The following is a 26,463-nucleotide window of genomic DNA, read 5'->3' as shown; positions in this document are numbered from 1 at the left end:
GCCCCGCAAAAAAAAGCCCCGGCCGAAGCCAGGGCTTTTCTTACGCAAAACTAACCTGCTACGGTTACTGCTTCACAAAACGGCGCGTTACCGAACCATCTTTGGTGGTAATGCGCACCAGGTAAGTACCACGCTGCAGCGAAGCTACGTTCAGCAGGGCAACGTCCGAGGTAGCAGTAGTGCGGCTGATGCGCTGGCCCAGCAGGCTCAGCACTTCTACCGTAGCACCGCGGCCGGCAGCACCCAACTTCAGGTTCAGCTGACCGGCAGCGGGGTTGGGGTAGAGCTGCACCGTGCGGCCGAAGGCTGGCTCGCGGTTAGCCGTGGGAGTCAGCACGATATCGGCCATGCTGCGGGGGAAGATCTGGTAACCCGTATCGAAGGGCGAGTTGCTGTCGAACTGACCACCCAGGCCGGTTACAGCAAACGTGCCTGCAGGCGCCGACATGGCGTACAACCCGCTTACTTTGGTGATGCGCAGCTGGAAGATGGTGCCGGCGGCATCTTTAGCCTCTACGTTCGTGGCTGCGCCGGTGGTGGCTTCAGTAGGCCATTTCAAAGGATCTACCAGCGTCAGGCCATTCACGGTAATCAACTCCGATTCTTCGCCTTCGCCCACGGCGGTTACTACGCGTGGCGTTACCAAAGCAGCGTTTTGGCGGAATCGGGTGATTTCTGTAGCCGTAATCTGGGTCAGGCCGTTAAACTGAGCCAGGGTACCGGTTACGTCAACGGAGTCGCCTTGAGCCAGCACCAGGTCACCCAGGTTGGCCGAGGAGAAGATGCCGATGCCGCCCGTTGCGTCGATGAGGGCAAACTGGTAGCCACCGGCCGTGCGCAGGTTAGGTCCATACACAACACCGGTTGCTTTTACCCGCTGCGTGGCCTTTAGCGGCACGCCATTAGCGTCGTTCTGCGTAAGCGTGGCAATGGGGGTAACGTCAAGGGCAGCAGGAACGTCGTTGGCCAGAATCTTAACTTCCAGCGTAGCCGGCGTGCCCAGCGTAGCGCCGGTGGCGTCCATGAGCATGATCTGCAGGGTTTCGGAAGCTTCCTGCGCGGCGTCGTCCACAATCTTGAGGGTCACCGTCTGCGCGGTGTTGTCGCCGGCGGCAAAGGTCAGCGTCTTGTCCTCAAAGGTGTAGTCGCTGCTGGAAGCAGAGCCACCCGTAGTGGAGGCCATAACTTTCACCGTAACGGCGGTGGTAGGCACCGCGGAGAGCTGCACTTGGATGCTTACGTCTTGGCCTTCTTCCGCATCCACGCTGCTCTTATCCAGCGTGAGCACGGGCAAGGCTACCACCGCGTCGTTGGCGGCAATGGAAAGCGTGTAGTGGTCGGGGCTTACGGTAGCGGCGGCAGCGGGCAGGGCGTTTTCCAGGGAGAACATAATCGTCTCCAGGGCTTCCTCCGCGTTATCGTTCACGATGGTTACGTCTACCGTCTGCTCGGCGGTGGAGTTAGCCGGGAAGGTCACCGTCTGCTTGGTGTAGGTGTAGTCGTCGGTAGCCGTGGCCGAGCCGGCGGGCGTAGCCACCACCACATCAACCTTGATTTCCTGGGTGCTGGCGGCGCTCAGCTTCACTGGCACGCGCACCACGCCCGCCGACTCATCCACGGTAGCACCCGAAGAGGCGAAGGAAATAGTAGGGGCAGTAGTGGTGCCGGTAGTGACGGAGCCGTCTACTTTGATGTTGTCGAGGCGCCAAGAGCCACCTTCGGCTTCGGCTTTGTAGCCATAAAAGCGGAACTCAACGGCGGAGGTGAGGCCGGTGAAGGCGGCTGGCAGATCAATCTTCTTACCCACGCGCGTGTCAGAATCGTCTGGCACGGTCACTTTTACCAAGTCACTGGCGAAGTTGTCGAGGCTGGAACGCATTACCCACTCCGTGATACCGGTGCCCGAGCGGCGTTCGTCCAACGTAACGCTCGTAAGGTTAAGCGTAGCGCCGCTGGCCGGAGTCACCGAAAAGGTATAGTAATCGTTGACGTCGGGAGTAGCTGCTGTTGTCCAGCCCGTTGAAGCAAAAGCGCCGCCACCGAGCGAAGGCGTCACGCCCGAGCCCCGCGATATGGGGGAAAACGTTGCATTGGCAGGCTGGGCGTCTGCCGGATAAGTAGCCTCATTCCCCACAGAGGGGGTGGTAGTGCCAAAGGAATAAGTGGCCAGTTGCGCCTGGGCGGAAAAGGCAAATGTGAGACCAAGCATGCCGAGGGCGAAACGCCGCGCAACCATGCCAAGGGAGTAAGGGTGCAACATAAACAAAGAAAAAGTTGATGAAAGAAGAAGCTGTAATTTCGGGCCTTAAAGTTACCCGCTTCGCCCGGTTACGCAACTGGAAGTAGCATTGTCTTTGGATTACTTCATTTTTCCGCGCTGCCACTCATGGCCAAACCCCGCATCGACTACAAAGCCCAGGCCCTGCGCCGTCGAAACCGCTTCGCTTATACCGTGGGCGTGCTCGGTATTCTACTCATTACTTTCTCGTACTATTTCTATCAGGTGTTCTTCACGCCCAACGTGGAAACCAAGGGGAAGCCTACCTACGTGCTCGTGCGCCGGGGCCAGACAGCCAAGGCCGTACTCGACTCCATTGAGGCCACCGGCGTCATCGTTGACAAGCTGAGCCTGCACTTTGTGGCGCGGCTGATGAAGTACGACAAGCTAGTGAAGCCGGGCCGCTACGAGCTGAAAGATGGGGCCACCAACCGCCAGCTCATCAACGACCTGCGCACCGGGCGCCAGTCCCCGCTGAAGCTAACTTTCCAGAACATTCGCCTGCGGGAAGATTTGGCGCGTAAGCTTAGCACGGCCATCGACTCGCGCCCCGGCCAGTTTGACTCCCTGCTTAGCTCGCCGACCTACACCAAGGCCCTGGGCTTCGACACCACGAGCATCCTCACGATGTTTATCCCGAACACCTACGAGCTGTACTGGAACTCGACGCCCGACAACCTCATGCAGCGCATGAAAAAGGAGTACGACAAGTTCTGGACGCCCGCCCGCGACGCCAAGCGCAAGAAGCTGGGTCTCAGCCGGGCTGAGGTAAGTACCCTGGCCAGCATTGTAGAAGCCGAGCAGCAGCAGCACGCCGACGAGCGGCCCCGCGTAGCCGGGGTGTACCTCAACCGCCTCAAGCGCGGCATGAAGCTGCAGGCCGACCCCACCGTGGTGTACGCCAACCAGGATTTTAGCATCCGGCGCGTGCTGAACGTGCACCTGCAGAAAGACTCGCCCTACAACACGTACAAGTACGCGGGCCTGCCGCCCGGCCCCATCAACCTGCCCAGCATTGCCAGCATCGACGCCGTACTGAACCCCGAAAGCCACCAGTACCTGTACTTCTGCGCCAAGGAGGATTTCAGCGGTTACCATGCCTTTGCCCGTAATGAGCAGGAACACCTCGTAAACGCCCGCCGCTACCAAGCTGCTTTGAGCCGCAATGGAATTATGAAGTAATGTTTGATAATGTGCTAATGTGGTTTGAATGTGCTGATGTGCTAATATGCCGTGCAACGAAAGCCTATTTCCCACATCAGCACATTAGCGAAGCGAGGCACATTCAAACCACATTAGCACATTAACAGCATGTACAGTCACGACACCCAGATCCGCGTGCGCTACGCCGAAACAGACCAGATGGGCTACGTGTACCACGGCAACTACGCCGCGTACTTTGAAGTGGCCCGCACCGAAGCTTTCCGGCAGCTGGGCATCCGCTACAAGGATATGGAAGCCGATGGCGTAGGCATGCCGGTAGGGGAGCTGCGCACCCGCTTCCGCCGCCCCGCCCGGTACGATGACTTGCTCACGGTGCGCCTGCTCCTGAAGCAGCCCGCGGAGGGTTCCCGGGTGCTGTTCGAGTACGAAATCTACAACGAGGCGCAGGAACTGCTCACCGAGGGCCACACGCTAATGGTCTTTGTAAATGCTGCCACCGGCCGCCCCGTGCCCATGCCCGCCGATATTCAGGCCAAGCTGGTGCCCTACTTTCAGGAAGACGAGCTTACCAGCCCGCTTACGCCCCCGGCCAAGCCCTCCGAGGCGCCTGCCCCGGCGGCTTTTCCCAAGAAAAGCGGGGAATAACCGCTCCGCCATTTCCTTCGCCGCTACCAGATGTTGATGCGCTTACCTCGTCGCTATAGGGTGTCCGATGTACGCCGGAACCGCCCCTACCGCCGCCTGATGGTGTGGCTGAAGCGGCTGCGCTTCAACCGCGGCCAGGCCTCGGTGTACGACGTGGTCGACCACATGATTCAGGAATTGAAGCTGGACAGCGTAACCAAGCGCGCGTCCTACATGGCCTTCAACTTTACCATTGCCATCTTCCCCACCATCATCTTTCTCTTTACCCTGATTCCGTACATCCCGGTTCCGAACCTGAACCTGGACATCCTGCAGTTTCTCTCCGACCTCATTCCGCAGGGCATGTACGTAGTCATTGCCGATACCATCGAGGACATCGTCAACATTCCGCACGGGGGGTTGCTGTCCTTTGGTTTCGGCACGGCGCTGGTGCTCAGCTCCAACGGCATCATGGCCCTGCTCGATGCCTTCGACAAGAAGTACCACACCTTCAAGCGCCGCACCTACCTGCGCAAGCGCGTCATTGCTACCCTACTCACCGTAGTGTTGGCCATGGTGCTGATTGTGGCCATTGCGGGTATCTTCTTCGGTACGTATATCATTGATACCCTGGTATTCTACGAAATCGTGCCCGAACGCCTGACGGCCCTGCTGACGACCTTGCTGCGCTACGGCTCAGTGGTGGGGTTGTTTCTGTTCACTACCTGCCTGATTTACTACTACGTGCCGGCCGTGCAGGACCGGTGGCCCTTTCTGTCGGCGGGGGCGGTGGTGGCTACGCTGCTTATCTTTCTGGTGTCCTTTCTGTTTATTCTCTACATCAAGATTTTCGACTCCTACAACCATTTCTACGGCTCCATTGGGGCGCTGGTGGGGTTCATGGTCTGGCTGGATTTCGTGTGCATGACTTTGATTGTGGGATTTGAAGTGAATGTGAGCATCGATGCCGTAACCGGGCGGCTGAAACGCTATGTAGTTCGCACTGAGTCAGTAGGCCCGCCCACGTCAGCCTGAGCGAAAAAAAATGCGTGGCGCGCTTGCGCTAAGGGCTGGGGGCAGCTACTTTTGTCGTCCCAAACCACTCCATTTGGGCCTTAGAGAGGTGGCAGAGTGGTCGAATGCGACGGATTCGAAATCCGTTATACCTGCAAGGGTATCGGGGGTTCGAATCCCCCCCTCTCTGCTAAGGGCTTTTTTCCGCGGAAAAGTCTTTTTCTAGTGTACTTGCGCGGGCTACTCAGAGAAGTGGCAGAGTGGTCGATTGCGGCGGTCTTGAAAACCGTTGAGGGTTAAACCTCCGGGGGTTCGAATCCCTCCTTCTCTGCAGCTGAGTATTTTACGAGCAGCCCCCTTCCGGCAACGGCAAGGGGGTTTCTTTTTGATCTTTTCCGAAGGCAATCCACTAGGCAGGAAAAGAAAAAAAGCAAGAGCTGCCCCAGGCGTTTAGGGCGTTTTAGCGTTGCTGCTCTGTCTAGCAAGGGGAGGGGGAGGCCTCATGTCAGATGCCTCGTTGGGGCTAGCCGAAGGTAGCTCGACCAAACAGCACCGGAACTGCTGCGTACTACCAGAGGCACCCAGTAGTAACCACCACCTTTCTTCACCTGACCCTTCCTGCTTATGTGCGGCCGCTACACATTCACTGCTCCTGCTCCTGTAGTTGAGGCACGCTTCGAAGCCACTATGCCGGCCGATGCGGCCCCAACGTTCAACGCGGCGCCTTCCCAGCGCCTGCCCATTATCACCAACGCCGAGCCCGGCAAAGTGCAGCTCTTTCAGTGGGGCTTGTTGCCGGCCTGGGTGAAAGATGCGCAGAAAGCCAACCGGCCCATAAATGCCCGCGCCGAGACCCTGACGGAAAAGCCGTCGTTCCGCCAGCTGCTGCAGCGGCGGCGTTGCCTGGTGCTGGCTGATAGTTTCTACGAGTGGGAGCGACCAGCCGCGGGTAGCAAAGGCCCCAAAATTCCTCACCGCATTCTGCTGCGCACGGAGCAGCCCTTTGCTCTGGCCGGACTTTGGGATGAGTGGGTAAACCGGGAGACGGGCGAGGTACACCCCACATTCACCATCATCACCACGGAGCCCAACGAGCTGATGGCCGGAATCCATGACCGGATGCCGGTGATTCTGCCGGGCCGGGAAGCCGAGCTGCAGTGGCTGGATGACGGCGGGGCGGCCAAAACCCAGCTGCTGCGGCCCTACCATGCGCTGGACATGAAGCAATACACCGTGGGAAGCCAGGTGAACTCGCCGGGAAACAACGACAGCGCCTGCGCCGCCCCGTTTACCTGGAGCTAGGCAAGTCCTGGTTCCTGCAGGCGCACAGGTTTGGTGGTTGGGCTTTTAAGCACTCCGCATCGAATCTTTTTAATCCGGCGGCGGTTGGTTTCTTCGCTAAGAAATGGCTTACGTTACTGTTGAGCTTAAGAAAAAGGCTGTACTTTCGTAAGCGCAACCGTACAGTTCGCTACCTCCACCGTCTATGACTGAGCTGCTATTTGATGTCAACCTGCAACAGCTGCCGGAGGAATATCTTGCGGGCGCCTGGCGGGTAGCAGATCGGGTACTGAACCGTACGGACCCCACGAGTACGTTGGCCCAGGTTACCCGCCTGCACCTGCTGCCCGGAGAGCTAAAGCTGGAAGCCACGCACGACGAGCAAGCCGGGTCGTGGTCGGTAGAGCGCGACGAGCTGCTGAAACGACCCTACCTGGAGATACAGCTGCAGCAGGAAACCACCCGGGCCCTGATTACGCGCCTGCGCCGCTCAGCTGATGGTTTGTACAGCCAGCTCAACCTATACTTCCTCTCGGGCATGGAAGTGCAGCTCACTCAGCCCTAAGCCCGCCCTGCTTTCTGCTTTCGTACCATGTCTGACTTACCGGATTCTTCTCCTTATGACAACCTGCACGCGGCCATCGAAGCGGCAGGAATAGGCACCTGGGATTTCAACCCCCTTTCGGGCTCCTTGCGGTGGTCGGACCGGTGCAAGGAGCTGTTTGGACTGCCCGCCGACGCGCTGATTGACTACAGCGTGTTTCTGGCCGGGTTGCACCCCGATGACCGCGCCAAGACCGATGCCGTGGTGCAGCAAGCCCTGCAACCTACCGGCACGGGCGAATACGACATTGAGTACCGCACCATTGGCTTGCAAGATGGTAAGCTGCGCCGGGTGCGGGCCACCGGGCAAGCCGTTTTCGACGAAGCGCGTACCCGCGCGGTCCGCTTTGTGGGTACCGTCATGGACGTGACGCAGCGCTACCAGCAGGCCCAGGATTACCAGGCTGTTATTGAGTACATCCCGCAGATGGTGTGGCTGACAGACCCTGCCGGCTACCACACCTTCTTCAACCAGCGCTGGACCGATTATACGGGCTACACCTTGGCCCAGAGCCAGGGCACCGAAATGTGGAACAACCTGCTCCACCCCGATGACCGTGCCCGGGCGCAGCAGGTGTGGGGCCGTAGCCTGCAAACGGGCGAAGACTACGAAATAGAGTACCGTTTCAAAGGCGTTGATGGGGCCTACCGCTGGTTTTTGGGCTTGGCCAAGCCTATTCGGGACGAGCAGGGTGAAATTACCCGCTGGTTTGGCACGTGCACCGACATTCACGATCAAAAGCTGGCCGAAGCTCAACTACGCTCCAGCGAGGAGCGCTACCACATGGCCTCGCTGGCTACCAACGATGCTATCTGGGACTGGAACCTGCAAACCAACTCAGTAAGTTGGAACGACGCCATTTTCCGGCTCTACGGCTACACCCGGGCTGAGGTAGAAGCAACTTCCCAATGGTGGTACGAGCACATCCACCCCGCCGATGCCTCCCGCGTGGTAGATGGCATTCATCGGGTAATTGACAATGGCCACACGATGTGGCAGGATGAGTATCGTTACCGCCGGGCTGATGGGTCCTACGCCTACGTGCACGACCGGGGCTACGTGTCGCACGGAGAAGATGGCCGCCCCATCCGCATGATTGGCGCTATGCAGGACGTGACCGAGCAGCGCCAGATCCAGCGCGCCCTGCGCGAGCGGGACGAGGAGTTTGCCTCCCTGGCTGATAATATGGCCCAGCTGGCCTGGATGGCCAAGCCCGATGGCTACATCTATTGGTATAACCAGCAGTGGTACGACTACACGGGCACAACCCTGGCGGAAATGCAGGGCCAGGGCTGGAAGAAAGTACACCACCCCGACCACCTGGCCCGCGTGGCTGCAACCGTCGATGCGGCCTGGGACCTGGGAAAGGCTTGGGAGCTAACGTTTCCGCTACGGGGGCGCAACGGGGCGTACCGCTGGTTTCTGACGCGGGCCGTTCCTGTGCACAACGAGCAGGGCAAGCTGGTGCGCTGGCTGGGCACCAACACCGATGTAACCGAACAAAAGCAGCTGCAGGAGCAGCTGGAACGGGCCTACTCTGACTTGGAAGCCAAGATTGTCTTCCGCACCTTGGACCTGGAGCACCAGGTACAGGAGCTACGCCGCCGCCTTGGCGAATAGGCGACCAGCATAAAAAAGGCTCCTGAGCAGGAGCCTTTTTTATACCTGGACGAGGCTGTGTGGACAGGTAGATGAAGGTACCTCATGTCGAATGCAGCGAAGCATGACAGCCTGGTGAGCTTACAGTCCACACGGTAGCAAAACGGCGGTTAAGCATGCTATGTAGTTGGCTCACATTAATATGTGATTGTACTATGCGGGGAAGAGACGGAGCTTTGCAGAAGTAAATAGTCTACTCTGCTTCCTTCTGCTCGCTATGAAATACACTGTACCCTTGCTGACGCTGCTCAGCACCCTCGGTCTGGCCGGTTCGGCGGTAGGCCAGGGCACTCCCTTTAAAGCCCCCCGCCCAACGGTTGCCAGTCGGAACAAGCCCCAGGCCGTGGTGATTACGCCGGCCGTGCCGCAACTGGCCGCAACTAGCCCACGGCAGGCGGCCCGGCTGGAAACGCTGCCGCGCCCGGTAAGACGTGGCGGCCGCATCAGCGCTATTCAGGTGTCGCGGGCCCCGGAAACGGGGTTGCCGGTGTTCATTCAGGCCACCGGCACCAGGCGTCAGGGCGTGGCCTCTGCTAACCCCACCACGGCCAGCTTACAGTTCCTACAAGAGCTGGGCAATGAAATGAGGGTGCAAAACCCGCAACAGGAATTTGTGGTGCGCGGAGAGATGCGCGACGAGCTGGGCCAAACGCACGTGCGCCTGCAGCAGCGCTGGCAGGGCATTCCGGTATATGGCAGTGAAGTGGTAGTGCATACTGATGCTACGGGCCAACCGCTGCTGCTCAGCGGGCGGTACTTTGCGTCGCCTGGCCAACTCAGGAGCACCACGCCCAGTCTTTCGGCCAGCAGTGCCGCTGGCGCCGCGCTGGCCGCATTGCACACCAAAACCCGGGTAACGGGCCTTTCCGAAGCGGCCCGGAAGCTGCTGGATTACCAGGGGCCAGCTACGGAGTTGGTCGTCTACCATGCTACTCCGGCGGCCGCGCCGGTGCTGGCCTGGCACGTTACGTCCCGGCCTTCGTTTCGGGAGCAGTGGGAGACCTTTGTGGATGCGGGCTCGGGCCGGGTGCTGGAGCAGTACGAGTCGTCGTGCGCGGCGGATGGCCCCCGTACGGCCAAAGCCCAGGACCTGAACGGCGTGACGCGCACCATCAACACCTACCAGTGGGGCAACGGCTTTTACTTGCTTGATGGGGCTCAGCCGATGTTTAACCTGGCTAAGTCGGCCATGCCCGACGACCCGGCTGGGGCCCTGCTCACGCTGGATGCCAACAACTCGGCCCCGGCCAAGCTCAACCTCACCCACGTAGCCAACAACAACAACGCGTGGAGCCTGAAGGCGGCGGTATCGGCGCACTACAACGCCAGCGTGGCCTACAACTATTACCGCAACACCCACGGCCGCAACGCCATTGATGGCAACGGCGGCACCATCCTGTCCATCGTGCGCCTGGCCGAGGAAGATGGTACCGGGATGGACAATGCCTTCTGGAACGGTAAGCTCATTGCCTACGGAGAAGGTAACGTCGGCTTCAAAAGCCTCTCGGGCGGCCTCGATGTGGCGGGGCACGAAATGACGCACGGCGTGGTGCAAAGCACGGCCAACCTGGAGTACAAAGGCCAGAGCGGGGCGCTGAACGAAAGCATGGCCGACGTATTTGGGGCCATGATGGACCGCGACGACTGGACGATAGGAGAGGACGTGGTGCTGAAAACGGCTTTCCCGAGCGGGGCGCTTCGCTCCCTGCAGGACCCCCACAACGGCGGCAGCAACCTGAACAGCCGCGGCTACCAGCCGCGCACCATGGCCGAGCTGTACACCGGCACCGAAGACAATGGCGGCGTGCACATCAACAGCGGCATTCCCAACTGGGCCTTTTACAAGTTTGCCACGGCCATCGGCCGCGACCACGCCGAGAAAGTGTGGTACCGCGCCCTCAACGTCTACCTCACCCGCTCGTCCCAGTTCCTGGATTTGCGCCTGGGCGTTATTCAGGCCGCCACCGACCTGTACGGGGCCTCCTCTGCCGAAGTAACGGCGGCCAAAACCGCGTTTGACGCGGTGGGCATCACCAATGGCCAGCCCACTAATACCACCAAAGACCAGCCCACCAACCCCGGCCAGGACTTCATTCTGCTCTACAACACCGACGCCAACGTGCAGGGCACCCTGTACCTGTCGAAAACCGACGCCAGTGCTTTCCAGCGCTTGTCCAACACGGCAGTACTTTCGCGCCCGAGCATCAACGACAAAGGCACGGTAGCCGTGTTCGTGGATGGGGACCACAAGCTCCGGGCCCTGCAGCTGGGCAGCACCGTCAGCGAATCGGTGGTGCAGAACGACCCGATCTGGCACAACGTGGCCATTTCCAAGGACGGCACCAAGCTGGCCGCCGTGACCACCGACCAGGATACGTCCATCTACGTCTTCGATCTGGCGAAGAGCAAGGTAGCGCGCTTCATGCTGTACAACCCCACTAACTCCAGCGGAGTGAAGGGCACCGGTGTACGCTACGCCGATGCCCTGGAGTGGGACTTTTCGGGCCAGTTTCTGGTCTACGACTCCTACAACGTGATTCCGAATGCCTCCGGGACAGACATTGACTTCTGGGATATTGGCTTTCTGCACGTGTGGGACAACAGCAAGAAAACCTGGGGCACGGGGCAGATTGAAAAGCTGGTGCAGAACCTGCCCGAGGGCCTGAGCATTGGCAACCCGGTGCTGTCGAAAAACTCGCCCTACATCATGGCTTTTGATATGCTGGATGCCGACGGGGGCAGTACGCCTTTCTCCATTATGGCTCTGAACCTGGAAACGGGTGAGGGCAGCACCATCTACTCCGAAAGTGGAGTAGCCGGCACGCCCTGCTTTAGTAAGCTCGACGATAAGCTCCTGTTCACGGCTATGTCGTCGGAAGGCAACGAAATCCTGGCCTTTGCTCCTTTGACTAGTACCAAGGTGAATGTGAGCGGTACCCCGGTGGGCTTAGTAGACAAAGCCAAGTGGGGCGTATGGTTTGCGCAGGGCTCCCGGGTGCTGGCCAACCGCGACGAAGCCGCTATGCTGCCGGGCCTCGTGGCCTACCCTAACCCCACCCACGACGAACTGACCATCCAAACTGAGGCGGCGGCCACGGCTACCCTCTACGATTTGCTGGGCCGCGCCGTGCGCACCACCGCGGTGGGGCCGGGGCGGCGGGCCGTGGTGAGCCTGCAGGGGCTGGCCGCCGGTACCTACGTGCTGCGGGCCACCGATGGCAAGCGCACCGCCACGCGCATGGTGGTAAAGCAATAGTCTGATCAGCCTCTACGGGCACAACAAAGCCAACGAGCCGGGCAGCAGAAGCTACCCGGCTCGTTGGCTTTTAGATGAGCTTGACTACTTGCGCAGGGGCGTATGCTGCGGCAGCGGGCCGGCGTCCTTCGGGCGTCCATCGGCGGGCTTTTGTGCCGTGGCCGGGTGGCGGCGCTTGTCCCAGAACACGTAGGCGCCAAAAAGCAGCAGGCTGATACCCGAAACCCATAACAACCCCGATTTCAGCCGCCCGGTGTCTTCGCCCAGGTATGCCAGCAGCCCAATAAGCGGCAGGATGCCTACCGCCGTAGCCGAAATAAACTTGAGGTAGCCCAGGCGGCCCAGGCCAGCCACAAAGCTGATGGCATCGTTGGAAATGACGGGGGTGAGGCGGGCGATGAACACGGCCCCAATGCCGTAGCGCCCTACCTGTTCCTCTACCTTCTGCTCGTTTTTCCGGCCCAGGATTTTGGCTACAAAGGCCCCGCCCAGCATCCGGCCGAGGAAGTAACCCACGGAGGAGGCCGTAAGCACCGCCACCCAGGCCAGCAACGACCCCCACCACGGGCCGTAAGCCAGAATAGCTACCAGAATCAGCAGCACATTGTTGATGACGACCAGAAACATCTGGGCCACCATAGCCACCACCACCAGCACCGGCCCCCAAAACCCGAACTGCTTTACCCAGGCCGCAATACGGGGCTTGTCGCCGCTGGTAAGCGTGCGGAAGGCTTCCAGCACACCGTCGTGAAAAGCGGGCCAGAGGAAATAGCAGCCTACCAAAGCGGCTACAATGCCTAGGGAAACGTACAGCGGCAGCCGGCTGGAGGAGGCCTGTTCGTGCGGAGAAATTGGTGCGGATTCAGTGGTAGCCATGCGCAATGCGGAAGTACAAAACAAAGCCCACTCAGTAAGGAGAGCAGGCTTCGGGCTTTTACGCAGGCAAGGCAGGAAGGATAGACTTGGTCAGAGGCGCACCCCAATGCCGGGGCCAAGCAAGAAGAAAGGCTTGCCGCGGGAAAGCAGCCACCCGCCTCCCAGGTACAGGGGAAAGGAGAGTTTAGCCTCACGCCGGGTGGGGTACACCGAACCCAGCAGCACGATGCCCAGGTCACGCTCTACGGAGGTGTCGCTGCTGTTCAGGTTGAAGGCATTGAGGGCCACAAACCCGGCCCCAATCTTATAGGGCCGCAGGCGGTTAATTTTCTCGGGGTGATAGAAGCTCAGCTGGCCCAGCATGGCCAGGGAGATGCCACCAAAAGAGCCAAAACCAGTGTCGCCGGGCTTGCGCGTGAGCAGGCCGCCGGGGAAGCTCACGTCAATGTCGAACTTGATTTTGCGCTTGAGCACCAGCTCCAGCTTCTGCGAGAAGCCGGGCTCCTGGTACTGGCTCTGGGTGTGGCGTACCGTGATGATGATGGTGCTCCAGTCGTCCAGATCGTGGGTTTTACGGGCGGAAAGCAGGTTGTTGAGGCTCAGATTGCCTACCTGGCACTGCTTGTCCTGGTAAAACGCCGCCCGCACCGAGGAGCCATCCGGGCACACCACTATGTTGTCGACGGTGCGCATCTCAATCAGCTCGCCCTTGCTGTTCTGCGTGCGGATGTCGAAGGTGAGGTACTGCTTGCCGTAGAGCTGCTGCTCGGTGTCGATGCCCCCGGAGTTGAAGCTGAACACGACGTCGCTGATGGTGCGGTCGTAGAGAATGGGGCCGTTGAAGCGCGTGATGGGGCGGGGCACTTCCCCAAAGGTAATACCAACGAAGTCGAGGGGGTGGGGGCGCTGAAACTCGCGCACCGCCAGCGCAAATCCCGTGGGCTGCCCGGCGTTAAAGATGTTGATGCGTTTCTTGTCGCTCGAAATCGGAATCTGCACGCGGTACACCACCGAGGCATCGGAGCGAATGCTGGAATCGGAAGGCACCACCTGCACATCCTCGAAGTGAAACCGGGCCCGCTGCAACGACTCCCCATCCAGGCGCACGTCCACCGTTTCGCCGGGGTTCACGGCATTATTGTTGGTCCAGTCGCCGCCCCGGTGCCGCACGCTCAGCCCGCTAATGGTGGTTTTGGGGGAGATGTTGAAGTTGGTAACGTACTTGGCCTGGTCGTTTTCCTTGATGTAGAGGTAGCTGTCGGTCTGGCGGTGGGTGTTGTACACGCGCAGCCAGCAGAGCACCCGGTCGTTGGTCAGGTACTGGCGGATGTAAAGCTCGGCAATCAGCTCCCCGCCGGGCTCCTCCTGATCTTCAATTCGGTAGGTGCGGCGCAAATCAAACGTGCGGCCATTGTCCAGAATCAGCTCCACACCCTGGCGGCGGGTGGCCTCTACCAGGGTAATTTCCTTTTTATCCACGCTCAAAAACCGCAAACGCGAGGCCTTCACCGTGAAATCCTGCCGGATGGGTGGCAGCGCGTAGCTCAGGCGGCGGTTGTTGTCGGTGAGAAACGGCTTTTCCGTCTGGGGCCGCACGGTGAGGATGCGGCTGCCGATGGTATTGGGTAGCACATGCAGGCGCAACTGGCCCTTTTCCTGGGTGAGGCGGTAGTCGATGTCCTGGCCGCGCGTCCACTCCCCGGTGGTGCGCACGTTCTTAGGGTTGTTACTGCCGATATCGAACACTTTTTCCTCGCCCACGAATAGCTCCGTATCGGAGGGGCGAAACTCCAGCGTGGTGCGCGTGACGGGCAGCAGATTCACCGTTTGGGACAGGGGCGGGCGGCCCGCCGTATCGGCGGGCGCCGTAAAGGTGAGCCGCAGAAACTGAGCCGCCGTCAGGTCGCGGAAACGCAGCTTAGCCCGGTACGAGGCGCCATCGGGGCCCAGGGTAAGAGAGTCGAGCAGCTGAAAATCGGCGGAGCGCACCAGGCGCAGGGGCTTGCGCACGTCGGGCTGGGGGTACACCAGCAGGTCGACCGTTTCGTCGTCGCGGCGGTAGCTGAAATACAGGTGCGGCTCGCCTTTCACCGAAAACACGTGGTGGCTCAGCTGGTAGCTTACCGTATCGGTGCGCAGGATAAGCTCCCGCAGCAGCGGGGCCCCGGCCTGGGCCTGCGTATGCTGGGCCCGCAGCCCGCCCATCACGAGCAGTAGCCCTAAAAAAATCCAACGAAAACCTCTAAAGCGAAACAGCAATTCCCAGTGCTTTTACTTGCCTAGCCCCACGCCCGGCGGCGCAAAAATAGGCCGGCCTGCCGGCATCCGTAGCATAAGCAGCGCGGTTTTGTGCAAACCCCAGTCGTAAGCCCGACAACAGAAAGTCCTCTTTACACGTTGCGGGCCTACGCTTCCCCTGTTTTTCTATGCTCCGGTTTTTTCTGCTTGGTCTGTTGCTGCTGGCGTCAGCGGCTTCGGCCTCCGCCTATTCTGTGCTCACCCACCAGGCCAACATCGACTCCACCTGGCAGCGGTGCCTGTTGCCCACCTTACAGCGGCGCTTTCCCGGTGGCACTTCGGCGGAACTGCAGGATGCCAAAGCCTACGCCTACGGGGGCGCCATCATTCAGGACATGGGCTTTTACCCCTTTGGCTCGAAGCTGTTCACCAACCTTACCCACTATGTACGCTCCGGCGACTTTGTGCAGCACCTGCTCGAAGAAGCCCACGACCGGAATGAGTACGCCTTTGCGCTGGGGGCCCTGGCGCACTACGCCGCCGACATCAGCGGCCACCCCGAAGGCACCAACAAGGCCATGCCCTCGGTTTATCCGGAGCTGCAGGCCAGGTTCGGCAACGTCATTACGTACGAAGAAGCGCCTGCCCAACACACCCAGCTGGAGTTTGCCTTCGATGTAGTACAGGTAGCGGCCGGCCGCTACCGCTCCGACGACTACCACAACTACATCGGGTTCAAGGTGAGCAAGGAGGTACTGGAGCGGGGCTTCGAGAAAACCTACGGCCTGAAGCTGGGCCAGGTCATTGCCAACGTGGATCTGAGCATCAGTTCCTACCGCTTTGCCGTGAAGGAGCTGATTCCGCTGGCCACCCGGGCCGCCTGGCAAAGCAAGCGCGACGACATCAAGAAGCTCAGCCCCAAAGCCCGCCGCCGCGACTACGTGTACCACCTCAGCCAGCGCCAGTATCGCAAGGAGTTTGGCGGCAGCTACCAGCGGCCGGGCCTGGGGGCGCGCCTGCTCTCGGGCATTGTGCGGCTGCTGCCCAAGATAGGCCCGCTGAAGCCCTTTGCCTTCGTACTGCCCACGCCTGAAGCCCAAACGCTGTTTCGCAACTCCTTCCGGGTGGTGATAAGCAAGTACTGCGGACTGCTGGAAAAGCAGGGGCCCGGCCCCGTGGTGGCCCTGCCCAATACCGATTTCGACACGGGCCACCAAACCAAAGCCGGGGAGTATGCCCTGGCCGACGAAACCTACGGAGAGTGGCTGCGCAAGCTCGATGACAAGAAGTTCGAGGGGCTGACCACTCCTCAAAAGCAGCATCTGCTTACTTTCTTTGCGGTGGCCGCGGCACCCAACCAAGCTGCGAAGGAAGAAAACGAAGCCAGTACTCAGCGCAAAACCCAGGAAGTCTTGGCTCACCTGAAAGCAGCCGTCACTGCGGCCGAATGACCCCACCGCAGCCGGAATAGCGCGGCTAATGGACTCTGCCGCGGGGCGGCGGGTGGGTATAGGGCCCGGGGCAGTTGTTGGCTTACGCAGCCAGCAGCCAGTGGGTAGCGGGGCCTTCGTCGTTGAAAATAGCTACGTCGTAGCCCCGCCTGGGGTCGGAGGCCTGCTGCACGCTGGCTTGCAGGGCGGGGCTATCCTGCAGGGCCTGCTCGCGGCTGGGCGAAATAAGGTAAGCTAGGCGGGCCCGCCGCGGGGCTAACGCCGCTACTACTTCGGCTAACCATACATTAGCAGCCCACGCGGCCATCTCCGGAGAGGGGTGGGGGCGACGGCGTACATCAATCAGCCAGCGCGTCGTGCCGTGTGCCAGGGCCTCGGCCAGGATGGTATGGTAATCCTGTCGGTACTGCTCGGGCTGCAGCGAATCCAGCCAGCGTACGGTGAGCATGTCCAGGTCGGGGCGGTACTGAATGGTAAGCGTGGGCGACGAATACATACAAGAAGACAACAAAGAAACAGCGCGGCTGGCGCGTAGCGCCCTTTCCGGCGGAGGCTACCGCAACGGAATGCGCCCTGTAAACTAAGGCAAAAGCGTTTGGTTTTGCCAAGGCCCGGGAGTAGCAGCCCCTGGCAGGATATGCTAGCAGTAAGCCTGTTCTTACCTCTGCTTCCTTATACCCCGGTCACCCGACGCGACACACGGGGGCTAGTGGGGCTGGGCCGTAAGCCAGGCGAGTGCCTCTGCCTCGGTCAGAAACACGGCTGTGTGGTAGGGCTGCTCCGGGGCCAGGGCACGGTGCACGGCCGGGGCCACCGTAGTATCGGAGCTGAGCTGCTGAAGACGGGCCGGGGATCTGAGAGCAGCCAGGAAGAGCGGGTGCGGAGCTAGGGACCGCACCGCTTCGGGGAAGAACTCTTCGGTAAGCCACTGCGTCACGGGCAGGTTGAGGGGCCCTTCGCGGCGACCATCAAGCAGCCAGTGCGCACACTGGCATTCCAGCGCCAGGGCTAGAAGCTGGCGGCAGGAGGCCTGCATATCGGGCAGAGACAGCGGCCGCAGCCAGCGCAGAATCAGGAGCTGAAGGTCGGGGCGGTACTGGAGCTGGTAGTCGGGGGTGGAGAGGGTGTGGGGCAGCTGCATGGGAGGAAAAACGTGAAGCTAAGGCTTTTGTTTGGGGCAGGTGGCAGCTGCCTGCGGGGGCCTCTCACAGCTCTAGGCGGGTTGAGCGCATAATGGCTGATTGCCGGCCGGGGCTACGGCTCCTGCACGAGGCCACTGCTGAGGCGGCGCAGGGTAATTTCGGCTTGCTTAGCCTGAAAACGGATATCGAGCAGGCGGTTTTCGGCGTCGAGCTGGCTACGCTGAGCCTCGCGCAGCGCCAGGGGCGTGAGCAGCCCCAGGCGGTAACGCTCCAAGGCAATTGCCACGTTCTGTCGGGCTAGCTGAATGTTTTCTTCCTCCAGCTGCAGCAGTTGCAGGCGGTTCTGGTACTGGGCCCAGGCCTGCTCGGCTTCGGCATCCAGCTGAAGCTGGGTTTGGGCCACCTGCAGGCGGCTCTGGTCCTCGGCAATGCGGGCATTCTGAGCCAGGCGGTTGCGGTTGAAACCGTCAAAAATGGGTACAGAGGCTACCACTCCGTAGTTGAACCCTAGCTGGCGGCCGGTGTTGGTAGTAAGCTCGGTGCCGAAAAAAGCCTCTCCGTTCACGTTGCGGTTGAAGCCATAGCCACCCGTGAGGCCCACTTGTGGAAAGCGGGAGGCGCGCACCAGCTTGCGGTCATACGCGGCCACCTGGGTGTTGATTTTAGCTTGTTGCAGGCGGGGGTTGTTTTCGCGAATGGCCGCCAGTACGGTTTCGCGGCTCAGCTCACGGCTAACCACAATAGAATCGGCAGGCAGGAAGTCGAGGGCGGGGGCGCGGCCCAGCAGGTTGTTGAGGTTGACTTTTGCCGTTTTCAGGGCCTCCTGCTGCTGAATCAGGGCCGAGCGGTCGGCGTTGTAGTCGACGCGGGCCGTCAGCACTTCCACCTTGGCGCCCACGCCCACGTCGGCGCGGGCCTGGGTTAGGTCGATGCGCTGCTGGCCGATGCGCAGGGCCTCCTCGAAGCTTTGGATCTTGCCCGCTTCCCGCACCACGGTAAAGTAGGCCTCGGTGATGCTGGCCACAGTCTCCTCAGCCGTAGCGCGGGTGAGCTGCTGCTGGCTCTGGGCCACGGCCCGCAGCCGGTCGTAGGCAACGAACATCCCGAACCCGTCGAAAATCGTCCAGGTAGCGGCTACGTTGGCGTTCAGGCGGTTAGACTGGGCCCCGCTGGCCGTGCTGGGGTTAGGCCGCGAGGCCGACTCCTGGCGCACGTTGTTGAGCGTGAAGGAACGGGTGAGGTTGCCGTTGACGACGGGCAGTTGGCCGGCATTGCCGCGGGTTACGTTGTTTTCGACAATGCGGGCATCCTGCCGGCTGAGCTGGATATCGTAGTTGTTTTCCAGGCCGATGCGTAGGGCTTCGGCCAGGGTGAGGCGGGGGGCGGGGGCTACCGTTTCCGGTTTTTCAGTCTGGGGTTTAGCCTGGGGCTGGGCCGCCGGCTGCCGGGCGGGCAGTGCTGGCTGCTGCGCCCGCACCGGGAAGGCGGCCACAACCAGCAGAGCAACGAGAAGAGAACGAAGCATGGAGAAAATCAACGGCTGAAACGGGGCGGCGCTGGGAAACAAAAGCTGCACCTGACTAGGCCGCAACGGCTTTTTCTGCGGCCGCAGCGGGTTTGTGCTTTTTGGCCGTGGCAAAGTAAGAGTACATAACAGGCACTACGTACAGAGTGAGGGCCGTAGCGAAAAACAGCCCGCCCACGACGCCAATGCCCATGGCCCGCCGGCTGAGCGCGCCCGCACCGGTGGCAATAGCAATGGGCAGGATACCCAGGATAGCGCAGAGGCTCGTCATCAGAATAGGGCGGAAGCGGGCCGTGGCCCCCTCAATCAGCCCGGTCATGTAGTCCTTGCCATTTTCCACCTGCTGGTTGGCAAACTCCACGATGAGAATGCCATTCTTGGTAACGAGGCCTACGAGCATGATGATACCGATTTGCGAGAACAGGTTGAGCGTCTGGTTGAAGTACCATAGGCTGAGCAGTGCGCCGGACAGGGCCAGCGGCACCGTGACCATAATAATGACCGGGTCGCGGAAGCTCTCAAACTGGGCCGCCAGCACTAGGTAAATCAAGACCAAGGCCAGCCCAAAGGCAAACACCAAGCTGCTGGAGCTTTCCTGGAAGTCGCGGGAAGCGCCGGCCAGCTCCGTTGAGAAGGTGTCGTCGAGGTTTTTGTCGGCAATGGCTTGCATGGCGGCAATACCGTCGCCAAGGGTGCGGCCGGGAGCCAGCGAAGCCGAGAAAGTGGCCGAGTTGTAGCGGTTGAAGCGGTAAAGCTGGGGTGGCGTGCTGCTTTCCTCCAGCCGAATCACGTTGTCCAGCTGAATCAGCTCACCGTTGGCATTCTTCACCGAGAGCAGACGCACGTCCAGGGGCTGGCTGCGGTCTTCGCGGGCCACCTGTCCGATAATCTGGTATTGCTTGCCTTCCCGGATAAAGTAGCCGTAGCGCTGCCCGCTCAGGCCCGACTGCAGCGTCTGGCTGATACTCTGCACCGATACGCCCAAGCTCTGGGCCTTTTCCCGGTCGATGTTTACGCGCAGCTCGGGCTTGTTGAACTTCAGGTTCACGTCTACGAACTGGAAAGTAGGATCCTGGCGGGCCGCATCCAGGAACTTGGGCACGGCCGTGCGCAGCTTGTCGAAATCCTGGGTCTGAATAACGAACTGCACCGGCAAGCCACCTCCTCCGCCCCCGATGCTCTGGTCCTGGCTCACGGAGGTGCGGGCCGCCGAGAGCTTTTTCACGCCCGCGCTGAGCTTATCGGCGATGGCGGGCTGGGGCAGAGGGCGGGCATCGGCTTCCAGCAGCAATACCCGGGCAATGCCCGAATTGGAGCCGCCCCCGAAGCCCGGCGACGTCACGGCAAACACGCTGCTCAAATTCTGCTTACCAGCCGAGTCCATGGCCATTTGGGTAAGCTGAGTCATGTAGGTGTCCATGAACTCAAACGAGGCTCCCTCCGGACCAGTCGCGTTCAGGTTGATGCGGCTGCGGTCCTCCACTGGGGCCAGTTCCGAGGGAATAGCGCCCATGAAGTACCAGATGCCTACGCCCGTGCCCGCCACCACCAGCCAAGCCAGCCAGCGGTTGCGCAGGAAGGTTTCGAGGCTCTCCTTGTAGCCGCCAATCATCTTCTCGAAGAAGGGTTCGGTTTTGCGGTAAAACCAGTTGTGCTTTTCCTCGCGCTTGAGCAGCACGGAGCACATCATGGGCGTGAGCGTGAGCGACACAAACGCCGAAATCAAAACCGAGCCGGCCACCACAATCCCAAACTCCCGGAACAGCCGCCCGGTGATGCCCGTGAGAAACACCACCGGCAGAAACACCGCCGCCAGCACAATCGTGGTACTGACAACGGCCATCAGAATTTCCTCGGAGCCCTTGATGGCGGCCGTTTTGGGGTCCTCACCTTCCTCAATGCGGGAGTAGATATTTTCGAGCACCACAATGGCGTCGTCGACTACCAGGCCAATGGCCAGTACTACGGCCAGCAGCGTGAGCACGTTGATGGAGAAATCCATCAGATACATCACGAAGAAGATGCCTACCAACGACACCGGAATTGCCACCACCGGGATGATGGTGGAGCGCCAGTCGCGCAGAAACAGGAAGATAATCACCACTACCAGCACGAAGGCCTCAATGATGGTGTGTTCCACCTCGTTGATAGACTTGCGGATAAAGACCGAGTTGTCGAAGCCCGGCCTTAACTCCAGGTCTTTGGGCAGGTCCTTGCCGTACTGCTCCAGGCGCTTGTTGAACTCGTCGGCAATGTCAATCTGGTTGGAGCCCGGCTGCGGAATAACGGCCAGACCCACCATCGGTACGCCGTTTACTTTGAAGATGGTCTGGTCGTTTTCGGGGTAAAGCTCGGCGTAGCCGATGTCCGAAAGCCGCACTAGCGACGATTCATCCTTGCGGATAATCAGGTTGTTGAAGTCTTCCACCGTGCTCAGGCGGCCCATGGTGCGGAGCGTAAGCTGGGTGGCCTGGCCCTGCACCGAGCCGCTGGGTAGCTCCACGTTTTCGCGGGTGAGGGCCTGCTGCACGTCCACGGGGCTCACGCTTAGGGCCGAGAGTTTCACCGGGTCCAGCCACAGGCGCATGGAATATTTCCGCTCCCCGTACACCCGCACCTCCGACACGCCGGGAATGGTCTGCAGGCGCTCCTTAAGGGTGTTGTTGGCGTAGTCCGTCAGCTCCAGCAGCGTCCGTTTGTTGCTGCTCAGGTACGTCATCACAATGGGCTGGGAGTCGGCGTTGGCCTTGCTCACCACGGGCGGGTCAATGTCGCGCGGGAGGCGGCCCTGCGCCCCCGATACTTTGTCGCGCACGTCGTTGGCCGCCGTTTCCAGGTCGGCGTCGAGGTCAAACTCCACCGTAATCTGGGTGCGCCCGTCGCGGGAGTTGGAGGTCAGATTCTTGATACCCTGGATGCCGTTGAGGGCTTCTTCCAGGGGTTCGGTCACCTGGCCCTGCATCACATCGGCCGAGGCCCCGGTGTAGGAGGCCGATACGGTGATGATAGGCGGGTCCACGCTCGGATATTCCCGTACGCTCAGGTACCGAAACCCAATCACCCCGAAAATCACAATCACCAGGCTCATCACAATGGCGAGAACCGGGCGGTTGATACTGGTGGAGGATAAGCTCATGGTGTAGCAGTTAAATTGGGCGGGAGGCGTTGCGCGAAAGAAAACTTACCGGGGCAACACCTTCACAAAGCTGCGGGATTGAGGCTCGTAGCCCGCCCGCTGGTAAAAACGATGGGCGGCTTCCCGGGGGAAGCCGCTAGTGACCTCAACGCGGCCACAGCCCTCTTGCTGGAACTGGTGTTCGGCCGCGGCCAGGAGCTTAGCTCCAATTTGTTGGTTTCGGTAAGCGGCTAATACCCCGAGCGTCACGATGCGGCCATCGGGGGCACGGTGCAGAAAAGGCGTGCGGTGCAAATGGACCATCCCAATCACCTGGGCCTGATATTCCGCTACCAACACTTGGTCGCCAGCCGCAGTAAGCTCATTGAGGCGGGTGCGAAGCAGCGCTGGAGCGGTAGGATAGTCTAGCTCTGCTACTAAGTTGGCCAGTGCCTCGGCATCGACGGAACTGGCTGGCCGAATGCTCACCTCAGACAAGAAAACGGGCAGAGTTGGGGAGGCCATGGTCAACTATTGGCTGTTAGGCTGAACCTTCACCGCATCACCCGGCTTCACCTGCAGAATGCCGGTGCGGATTACCGAGTCGCCCACGGCTAGGCCATCGGTAATCTGGATAAGCCGGTCGGAGCGCACCCCAATCTTCACCTTCTTCGGCACCATTTTGCCCTGCTGCACGGTGTACACGCTATAGCCGCTGGCTTCGGGAATGACGGCCTCGGTGGGCACCTGCAGGGCATCGGAGGTCTGACTAAGCTGCAGGTTTACTTTCACGAAGGCGCCGGGGCGCAGCTCATTGTTGGTATTGGCGTAGCGGGCGCGCACGGTTTGGGTGCGGCTCACTGGGTCAATCTGCGGGTCGAGGGCGTAGACTTTGGCTTCGTATTTTTTGTTGGAGGCCTCGTCGGTGATGGTAATAGGGTCGCCGGTGCGCACCAGGCTGGAGAAGCGGCTGGGCACCGTGAAGTTGATTTTCACGGGTTTCACGCGGGAAAGCGTGGTTATTTCAGCCCCGGGGCTCACATAGGTGCCTACGGTGGCCGTCGTCAGGCCCAGCACCCCGGAAAAGGGGGCCCGCACGTAGGCTTTGGCCAGCGAAGCTCGTAGCGTCTGCAAGTCAGCCTGGGCCGTGAGCAGCTGGTTGTTGGCCTGCTCGTATTCCTGGGCGCTGATGTATTCCTTGTCGAGCAGGACGCGCTGGCGCTTTTCCTGGTCGCGGAACAGCTTGATGTTGTACTCCTGCTTGCGCAGGTTCGATTGTATCTCGTCGGCGTTGATGCTGAATAGCAACTGGCCTTTGCTCACGGGCTGCCCTTCCCGAATGTTAAGGCTGGTAATCTTGCCCGAAATTTCGCTTTTGATGACTACCGATTCCTCCGCCAGGATAGAACCCGTGGCCGCTACCTCATCGGCCAGGCTGGTGGCCTTCACCACGTACACCTGCACCGGCAGCTTCTGGCCACCGCCCTTGCCGCCCGCCCCGCCGGGGCCACCTTTGCCCGGCGCACCGGCCGTACCCTTGCCCCCGCCGCCTCCACCTTTGCCCGCCTCAGCGGTCTGCGACGGAAAAAACTTGATTTTCACGAAGGCCAGCACCGCCACCACCGCCAGCGCCAGTAGCCACCAGCGCCACGCGCCGCCTTTGTGTTCTTCTTCCTGAATAGTGTCTTCTTGTTGCTGCGTCTGCATGTAATGTCGTAAAGTGCCCCCTGCCACCTGCTTACTGTCACCCGGGCCGGGTTCTCAAAACGCCGGCAGCCCTCGAAAAGTTAGGCGGGACGTAGATTCCTAAATGGGTAGACACCAAAAAAGCCTGCATGTTGCAGGCTTTTTGGTAAAAGGGCGGGGAAGTTACATGGCCCGCTGGTTGATATAGCTCTTGGCCAGGTCGTTGAGCTTGGTGTCGGTGAGCTGCTCTTCCTGGAGCGTCTGGCGCAACAGGGAAGCGGCCTCCGTGTGGCCCAGGCGCTCGGCGTAGTGCGCTGCCGTGCCGTAGCCCGATATTTCGTAGTGCTCCACGCGCTGGGCGGCGGCAATAAGGGCGGCGTCTTTTACTTCGTCGGTAGCGTCTTCCGAAATGGTTTCTTTGCCCTCGGCTACCAGGCCCTGCATGGCCTTGCAGGTATGGCCCGAGAGGTCGATGTTCAGGCCCCGACCAATCTGCTCCAGGCGGCTTACCTGGTTCATCGTTTCCTGTAGGTGCTTTTCAAAGCCTTGGCGCAGGCGCGCATCCCGGGCTTCGCTGGCCATATCGGGCAGGGCTTTCACCAGTTGGGTTTCGGCGCTATACAGGTCTTTGAGTTGTTCTGCGAACAGGTCGTCGAGGCTTTTGAGTTTATTGAACATGGGTAGAAGAATAAAATGGCACAACTTCTGCAGCCAGAATTGGCTGCTTGCTGCCTTACTTACGCCCGTACTCCAGGGACAGTTGTTACGTTATTTTGGCCTTTCTTCCCGCCTAAGTCCCTAAGCTCCACTGTATGCTGAGCCCCGCTGCCGCCGACAAACACCGCAACTTTTTTCAGGATGTGCACGAGGTAGTGCGCCTGGTACCACCCGGCCGCGTAACCACCTACGGCGCCATTGCGCACTACCTTGGTGCCCGGTACGGGGCCCGCATGGTGGGCTGGGCCATGATGGCGGCCCACACCGCCGATGCTTACGTGCCGGCCCACCGCGTCATCAACCGGCAGGGCCTGCTCACGGGGCGGCAGCACTACGCCACGCCCACGGCCATGCAGGAAGCCCTCGAAGCCGAAGGCATTCGGGTAGTGGATGACCAGGTGCAGAACTTCGATGCGCTGTTCTGGGACCCCAGCACGGAGCTAGGGTAGATTAGACTAGCGGCCGGGCCGCATTTTCTTGGTGTAAAAGATGCCCTCCTTAGCGGGTACTATCACCAGTGTTGGCTTGTCGGCCGCAGTTTTCTGCTTGATTTCCACGTAGGTAGTAGCCGTGAAATCGGGTACAAACGAGAGGTAGGCTGTTCCTGTTTCGGGTAGGCACAGCTGTAGCTCCGTAGTTTTGCTGGTCCATGGAATACGCACAAACTGGCTGCCCGGCAACTGGGTTAGTGCCTGCCCGTTGAGCTGCACCGCCACAGCGGAACCATTGCCGCGCCGGAAAAGCACTACTTGGGCAGTATCACCTTGTGGTATGGCATGCTGAATATGGGTATCTAATACGCGACCCGTACGCAGGCTTAACGAGTAGGGGTGAGGTGGGCTGCTGGTGGCCGCACCGGCAATGGCCGCACCAGCCAGGCCGCCCACTACGGCTCCTACGGCTACCGCTTCGGCGTCGGCCGTGCTTGGCCCGGTGAACTGAAACGTCTGCCCGGCGCGCTCCAGCGGATACAAGTGGTTTCGATAACGGATATACGCTTGCTGGCCATCCGAAAATCCCCAGGCTTTATTGAGCTGTTTCTGCAGCGCCGGGTTGGAGGAAGTGGCCTTTACCTCCTCCGTCCCCTGCCACCCGGCTCCCGTGCGGGGCTGGCGCACCAGCGTGAAGGGCACGCGGGCATCGGGCTGGTTGCTGCGAAAATCCTCGAAGGTGGCAAACATGCCCTGACCTGGAGCCGCCGTGAGCAGAATGGGGTAGGCGCGCAGCATGGTTTGATAATCGGCGGCAGCCAGGTAATCGGCGGCTGAGAGCGGAGTGGCCGCGGCTATAGCGTCGGGCCAGTTAAGGTTCTGCAAGCGCAGGAGGGCCTGGCGGAAGCCAAAGGCTAGGTTATCATCGTGCAGGCCGGTTGTTTCGAGGCCGCCTTTCCGGATGGTTTCGAGGTAGCGCACCAGTATCACGTACGAGCTGTCGGGCTGCTGCACGGCAAAATCGATGTCAAACACGGCCAGGGCGTGTTCGGATGCCGCCCCAACTTCCTCTTCGATGGTGAGTTCATGCACGCGCACGATTACCGGCCGGGTGCTCGGTTGGGCCGGCAGTTGAGTGCTGAGCCACTGCGTAAGGCCCGCGGCCACGCCGCCCGTCAGGTTGGCCGGTACCGGCTGGTTGATCAGCCCCTGATGCACCCAGCCAATGCGGCTGCGGTCGGGGCGCAAATCCAGCACGCGGGCTACGTGAAACGTAGCAGCAGGCAGGCTAAGTTTTTGGTCATTGAGGCGCACCAGGAACGGACTGGTCTGGGCCGGGGCACTCAGGGCCGCCAGAAGGAGGGTTATGGCCAGAAGAAATTTCATACTCATGGAATGCTGC

At 60.6% G+C, this 26,463-nt stretch carries 20 protein-coding genes and 2 tRNA genes; 11 read left to right on the top strand and 11 right to left on the bottom strand.

What is annotated here, in order from left to right; genetic code table 11:
* Positions 1 to 64: 64 nt before the first annotated feature.
* On the bottom strand, positions 65 to 2,260 hold the full coding sequence (locus FY528_RS05815) for a Calx-beta domain-containing protein (protein WP_149070052.1): 2,196 nt from the start codon (positions 2,258 to 2,260) through the stop codon (positions 65 to 67).
* A gap of 126 nt (positions 2,261 to 2,386) precedes the next feature.
* Between FY528_RS05815 and mltG the strand changes: the two genes are divergently transcribed.
* The 9 genes from mltG to FY528_RS05770 all read left to right on the top strand — a co-directional run bounded on the left by mltG (position 2,387) and on the right by FY528_RS05770 (position 11,880).
* Entirely contained in the window at positions 2,387 to 3,460 is a 1,074-nt protein-coding gene (mltG, locus tag FY528_RS05810) for an endolytic transglycosylase MltG (RefSeq protein ID WP_149070051.1), read from the top strand.
* 129 nt (positions 3,461 to 3,589) lie between these two features.
* The gene (locus tag FY528_RS05805) at positions 3,590 to 4,087 is read left to right on the top strand and encodes an acyl-CoA thioesterase (RefSeq protein ID WP_149070050.1); all 498 of its coding nucleotides are present in this window, start codon (positions 3,590 to 3,592) and stop codon (positions 4,085 to 4,087) included.
* A gap of 36 nt (positions 4,088 to 4,123) precedes the next feature.
* A complete protein-coding gene (locus tag FY528_RS05800; RefSeq protein WP_149070049.1) occupies positions 4,124 to 5,101 on the top strand; it encodes a YihY/virulence factor BrkB family protein in 978 nt (325 codons plus the stop codon).
* A gap of 82 nt (positions 5,102 to 5,183) precedes the next feature.
* Positions 5,184 to 5,270: transfer RNA gene (locus FY528_RS05795), tRNA-Ser, on the top strand.
* A 56-nt stretch (positions 5,271 to 5,326) separates the two neighbouring features.
* A tRNA-Ser gene (locus FY528_RS05790) sits at positions 5,327 to 5,411 on the top strand.
* A gap of 293 nt (positions 5,412 to 5,704) precedes the next feature.
* Positions 5,705 to 6,382 (top strand): SOS response-associated peptidase, encoded by a 678-nt coding sequence (locus tag FY528_RS05785; RefSeq protein WP_149070048.1) that lies wholly within the window; start codon positions 5,705 to 5,707, stop codon positions 6,380 to 6,382.
* A gap of 184 nt (positions 6,383 to 6,566) precedes the next feature.
* Complete coding sequence (locus tag FY528_RS05780) at positions 6,567 to 6,926, top strand: hypothetical protein (protein ID WP_149070047.1); 360 nt, start codon at positions 6,567 to 6,569, stop codon at positions 6,924 to 6,926.
* Between the two features lie 27 nt (positions 6,927 to 6,953).
* Positions 6,954 to 8,585: a PAS domain-containing protein gene (locus FY528_RS05775; RefSeq protein WP_149070046.1), complete on the top strand. Its 1,632-nt coding sequence runs from the start codon at positions 6,954 to 6,956 to the stop codon at positions 8,583 to 8,585.
* 256 nt (positions 8,586 to 8,841) lie between these two features.
* Positions 8,842 to 11,880 (top strand): M4 family metallopeptidase, encoded by a 3,039-nt coding sequence (locus tag FY528_RS05770; RefSeq protein ID WP_149070045.1) that lies wholly within the window; start codon positions 8,842 to 8,844, stop codon positions 11,878 to 11,880.
* A gap of 84 nt (positions 11,881 to 11,964) precedes the next feature.
* Here FY528_RS05770 and FY528_RS05765 read toward each other — a convergent pair whose 3' ends face one another.
* Both FY528_RS05765 and FY528_RS05760 read right to left on the bottom strand, forming a co-directional pair.
* Positions 11,965 to 12,756: a TVP38/TMEM64 family protein gene (locus FY528_RS05765; protein WP_149070044.1), complete on the bottom strand. Its 792-nt coding sequence runs from the start codon at positions 12,754 to 12,756 to the stop codon at positions 11,965 to 11,967.
* Between the two features lie 90 nt (positions 12,757 to 12,846).
* Positions 12,847 to 14,964 (bottom strand): hypothetical protein, encoded by a 2,118-nt coding sequence (locus tag FY528_RS05760; protein ID WP_149070043.1) that lies wholly within the window; start codon positions 14,962 to 14,964, stop codon positions 12,847 to 12,849.
* Positions 14,965 to 15,182: 218 nt separating this feature from the next.
* Between FY528_RS05760 and FY528_RS05755 the strand changes: the two genes are divergently transcribed.
* Complete coding sequence (locus tag FY528_RS05755; protein WP_149070042.1) at positions 15,183 to 16,445, top strand: zinc dependent phospholipase C family protein; 1,263 nt, start codon at positions 15,183 to 15,185, stop codon at positions 16,443 to 16,445.
* Between the two features lie 82 nt (positions 16,446 to 16,527).
* On the opposite strand, the gene FY528_RS05750 is transcribed toward FY528_RS05755, so the two are convergent.
* The 7 genes from FY528_RS05750 to FY528_RS05720 form a co-directional block, all read right to left on the bottom strand.
* Positions 16,528 to 16,941, bottom strand: a complete 414-nt coding sequence (locus tag FY528_RS05750; RefSeq protein ID WP_149070041.1) for a hypothetical protein — start codon at positions 16,939 to 16,941, stop codon at positions 16,528 to 16,530.
* A 210-nt stretch (positions 16,942 to 17,151) separates the two neighbouring features.
* On the bottom strand, positions 17,152 to 17,586 hold the full coding sequence (locus FY528_RS05745) for a hypothetical protein (RefSeq protein WP_149070040.1): 435 nt from the start codon (positions 17,584 to 17,586) through the stop codon (positions 17,152 to 17,154).
* 113 nt (positions 17,587 to 17,699) lie between these two features.
* The gene (locus tag FY528_RS05740; protein WP_149070039.1) at positions 17,700 to 19,112 is read right to left on the bottom strand and encodes a TolC family protein; all 1,413 of its coding nucleotides are present in this window, start codon (positions 19,110 to 19,112) and stop codon (positions 17,700 to 17,702) included.
* Between the two features lie 55 nt (positions 19,113 to 19,167).
* The gene (locus tag FY528_RS05735) at positions 19,168 to 22,248 is read right to left on the bottom strand and encodes an efflux RND transporter permease subunit (RefSeq protein WP_149070038.1); all 3,081 of its coding nucleotides are present in this window, start codon (positions 22,246 to 22,248) and stop codon (positions 19,168 to 19,170) included.
* A gap of 45 nt (positions 22,249 to 22,293) precedes the next feature.
* Positions 22,294 to 22,752, bottom strand: coding sequence for a GNAT family N-acetyltransferase (locus FY528_RS05730; protein ID WP_149070037.1), 459 nt, complete (start codon positions 22,750 to 22,752; stop codon positions 22,294 to 22,296).
* A 6-nt stretch (positions 22,753 to 22,758) separates the two neighbouring features.
* Positions 22,759 to 23,934, bottom strand: coding sequence for an efflux RND transporter periplasmic adaptor subunit (locus FY528_RS05725; RefSeq protein WP_149070036.1), 1,176 nt, complete (start codon positions 23,932 to 23,934; stop codon positions 22,759 to 22,761).
* 162 nt (positions 23,935 to 24,096) lie between these two features.
* Positions 24,097 to 24,591: a YciE/YciF ferroxidase family protein gene (locus FY528_RS05720; protein ID WP_149070035.1), complete on the bottom strand. Its 495-nt coding sequence runs from the start codon at positions 24,589 to 24,591 to the stop codon at positions 24,097 to 24,099.
* Between the two features lie 134 nt (positions 24,592 to 24,725).
* On the opposite strand from FY528_RS05720, the gene FY528_RS05715 reads away from it, so the two are divergent.
* Positions 24,726 to 25,079: an MGMT family protein gene (locus FY528_RS05715; protein WP_149070034.1), complete on the top strand. Its 354-nt coding sequence runs from the start codon at positions 24,726 to 24,728 to the stop codon at positions 25,077 to 25,079.
* Between the two features lie 6 nt (positions 25,080 to 25,085).
* On the opposite strand, the gene FY528_RS05710 is transcribed toward FY528_RS05715, so the two are convergent.
* Positions 25,086 to 26,447 carry a DUF6563 family protein gene (locus tag FY528_RS05710; protein WP_149070033.1) on the bottom strand — a complete coding sequence of 454 codons (1,362 nt, stop codon included), beginning with the start codon at positions 26,445 to 26,447 and terminating at the stop codon, positions 25,086 to 25,088.
* Between the last annotated feature and the right edge of the window lie 16 nt (positions 26,448 to 26,463).

Source organism: Hymenobacter lutimineralis (assembly GCF_008271285.1).
Lineage (GTDB): Bacteria > Bacteroidota > Bacteroidia > Cytophagales > Hymenobacteraceae > Hymenobacter > Hymenobacter lutimineralis.
Note: the sequence above shows the minus strand (reverse complement) of the source record. Positions and strands in the feature narration are given on the sequence as shown.

Bases quoted from the DNA above. Each gene is read 5' to 3' on its own strand.
- FY528_RS05775 (WP_149070046.1), top strand. From the start codon at position 6,954: ATGTCTGACTTACCGGATTCTTCTCCTTATGACAACCTGCACGCGGCC.
- FY528_RS05750 (WP_149070041.1), bottom strand. From the start codon at position 16,941: ATGTATTCGTCGCCCACGCTTACCATTCAGTACCGCCCCGACCTGGAC.
- FY528_RS05720 (WP_149070035.1), bottom strand. From the start codon at position 24,591: ATGTTCAATAAACTCAAAAGCCTCGACGACCTGTTCGCAGAACAACTC.
- FY528_RS05715 (WP_149070034.1), top strand. From the start codon at position 24,726: ATGCTGAGCCCCGCTGCCGCCGACAAACACCGCAACTTTTTTCAGGAT.
- FY528_RS05765 (WP_149070044.1), bottom strand. From the start codon at position 12,756: ATGGCTACCACTGAATCCGCACCAATTTCTCCGCACGAACAGGCCTCC.
- FY528_RS05815 (WP_149070052.1), bottom strand. From the start codon at position 2,260: ATGTTGCACCCTTACTCCCTTGGCATGGTTGCGCGGCGTTTCGCCCTC.
- FY528_RS05770 (WP_149070045.1), top strand. From the start codon at position 8,842: ATGAAATACACTGTACCCTTGCTGACGCTGCTCAGCACCCTCGGTCTG.
- FY528_RS05725 (WP_149070036.1), bottom strand. From the start codon at position 23,934: ATGCAGACGCAGCAACAAGAAGACACTATTCAGGAAGAAGAACACAAA.
- FY528_RS05780 (WP_149070047.1), top strand. From the start codon at position 6,567: ATGACTGAGCTGCTATTTGATGTCAACCTGCAACAGCTGCCGGAGGAA.
- FY528_RS05745 (WP_149070040.1), bottom strand. From the start codon at position 17,586: ATGCAGCTGCCCCACACCCTCTCCACCCCCGACTACCAGCTCCAGTAC.
- mltG (WP_149070051.1), top strand. From the start codon at position 2,387: ATGGCCAAACCCCGCATCGACTACAAAGCCCAGGCCCTGCGCCGTCGA.
- FY528_RS05805 (WP_149070050.1), top strand. From the start codon at position 3,590: ATGTACAGTCACGACACCCAGATCCGCGTGCGCTACGCCGAAACAGAC.
- FY528_RS05785 (WP_149070048.1), top strand. From the start codon at position 5,705: ATGTGCGGCCGCTACACATTCACTGCTCCTGCTCCTGTAGTTGAGGCA.
- FY528_RS05730 (WP_149070037.1), bottom strand. From the start codon at position 22,752: ATGGCCTCCCCAACTCTGCCCGTTTTCTTGTCTGAGGTGAGCATTCGG.
- FY528_RS05755 (WP_149070042.1), top strand. From the start codon at position 15,183: ATGCTCCGGTTTTTTCTGCTTGGTCTGTTGCTGCTGGCGTCAGCGGCT.
- FY528_RS05800 (WP_149070049.1), top strand. From the start codon at position 4,124: ATGCGCTTACCTCGTCGCTATAGGGTGTCCGATGTACGCCGGAACCGC.
- FY528_RS05740 (WP_149070039.1), bottom strand. From the start codon at position 19,112: ATGCTTCGTTCTCTTCTCGTTGCTCTGCTGGTTGTGGCCGCCTTCCCG.
- FY528_RS05735 (WP_149070038.1), bottom strand. From the start codon at position 22,248: ATGAGCTTATCCTCCACCAGTATCAACCGCCCGGTTCTCGCCATTGTG.
- FY528_RS05710 (WP_149070033.1), bottom strand. From the start codon at position 26,447: ATGAAATTTCTTCTGGCCATAACCCTCCTTCTGGCGGCCCTGAGTGCC.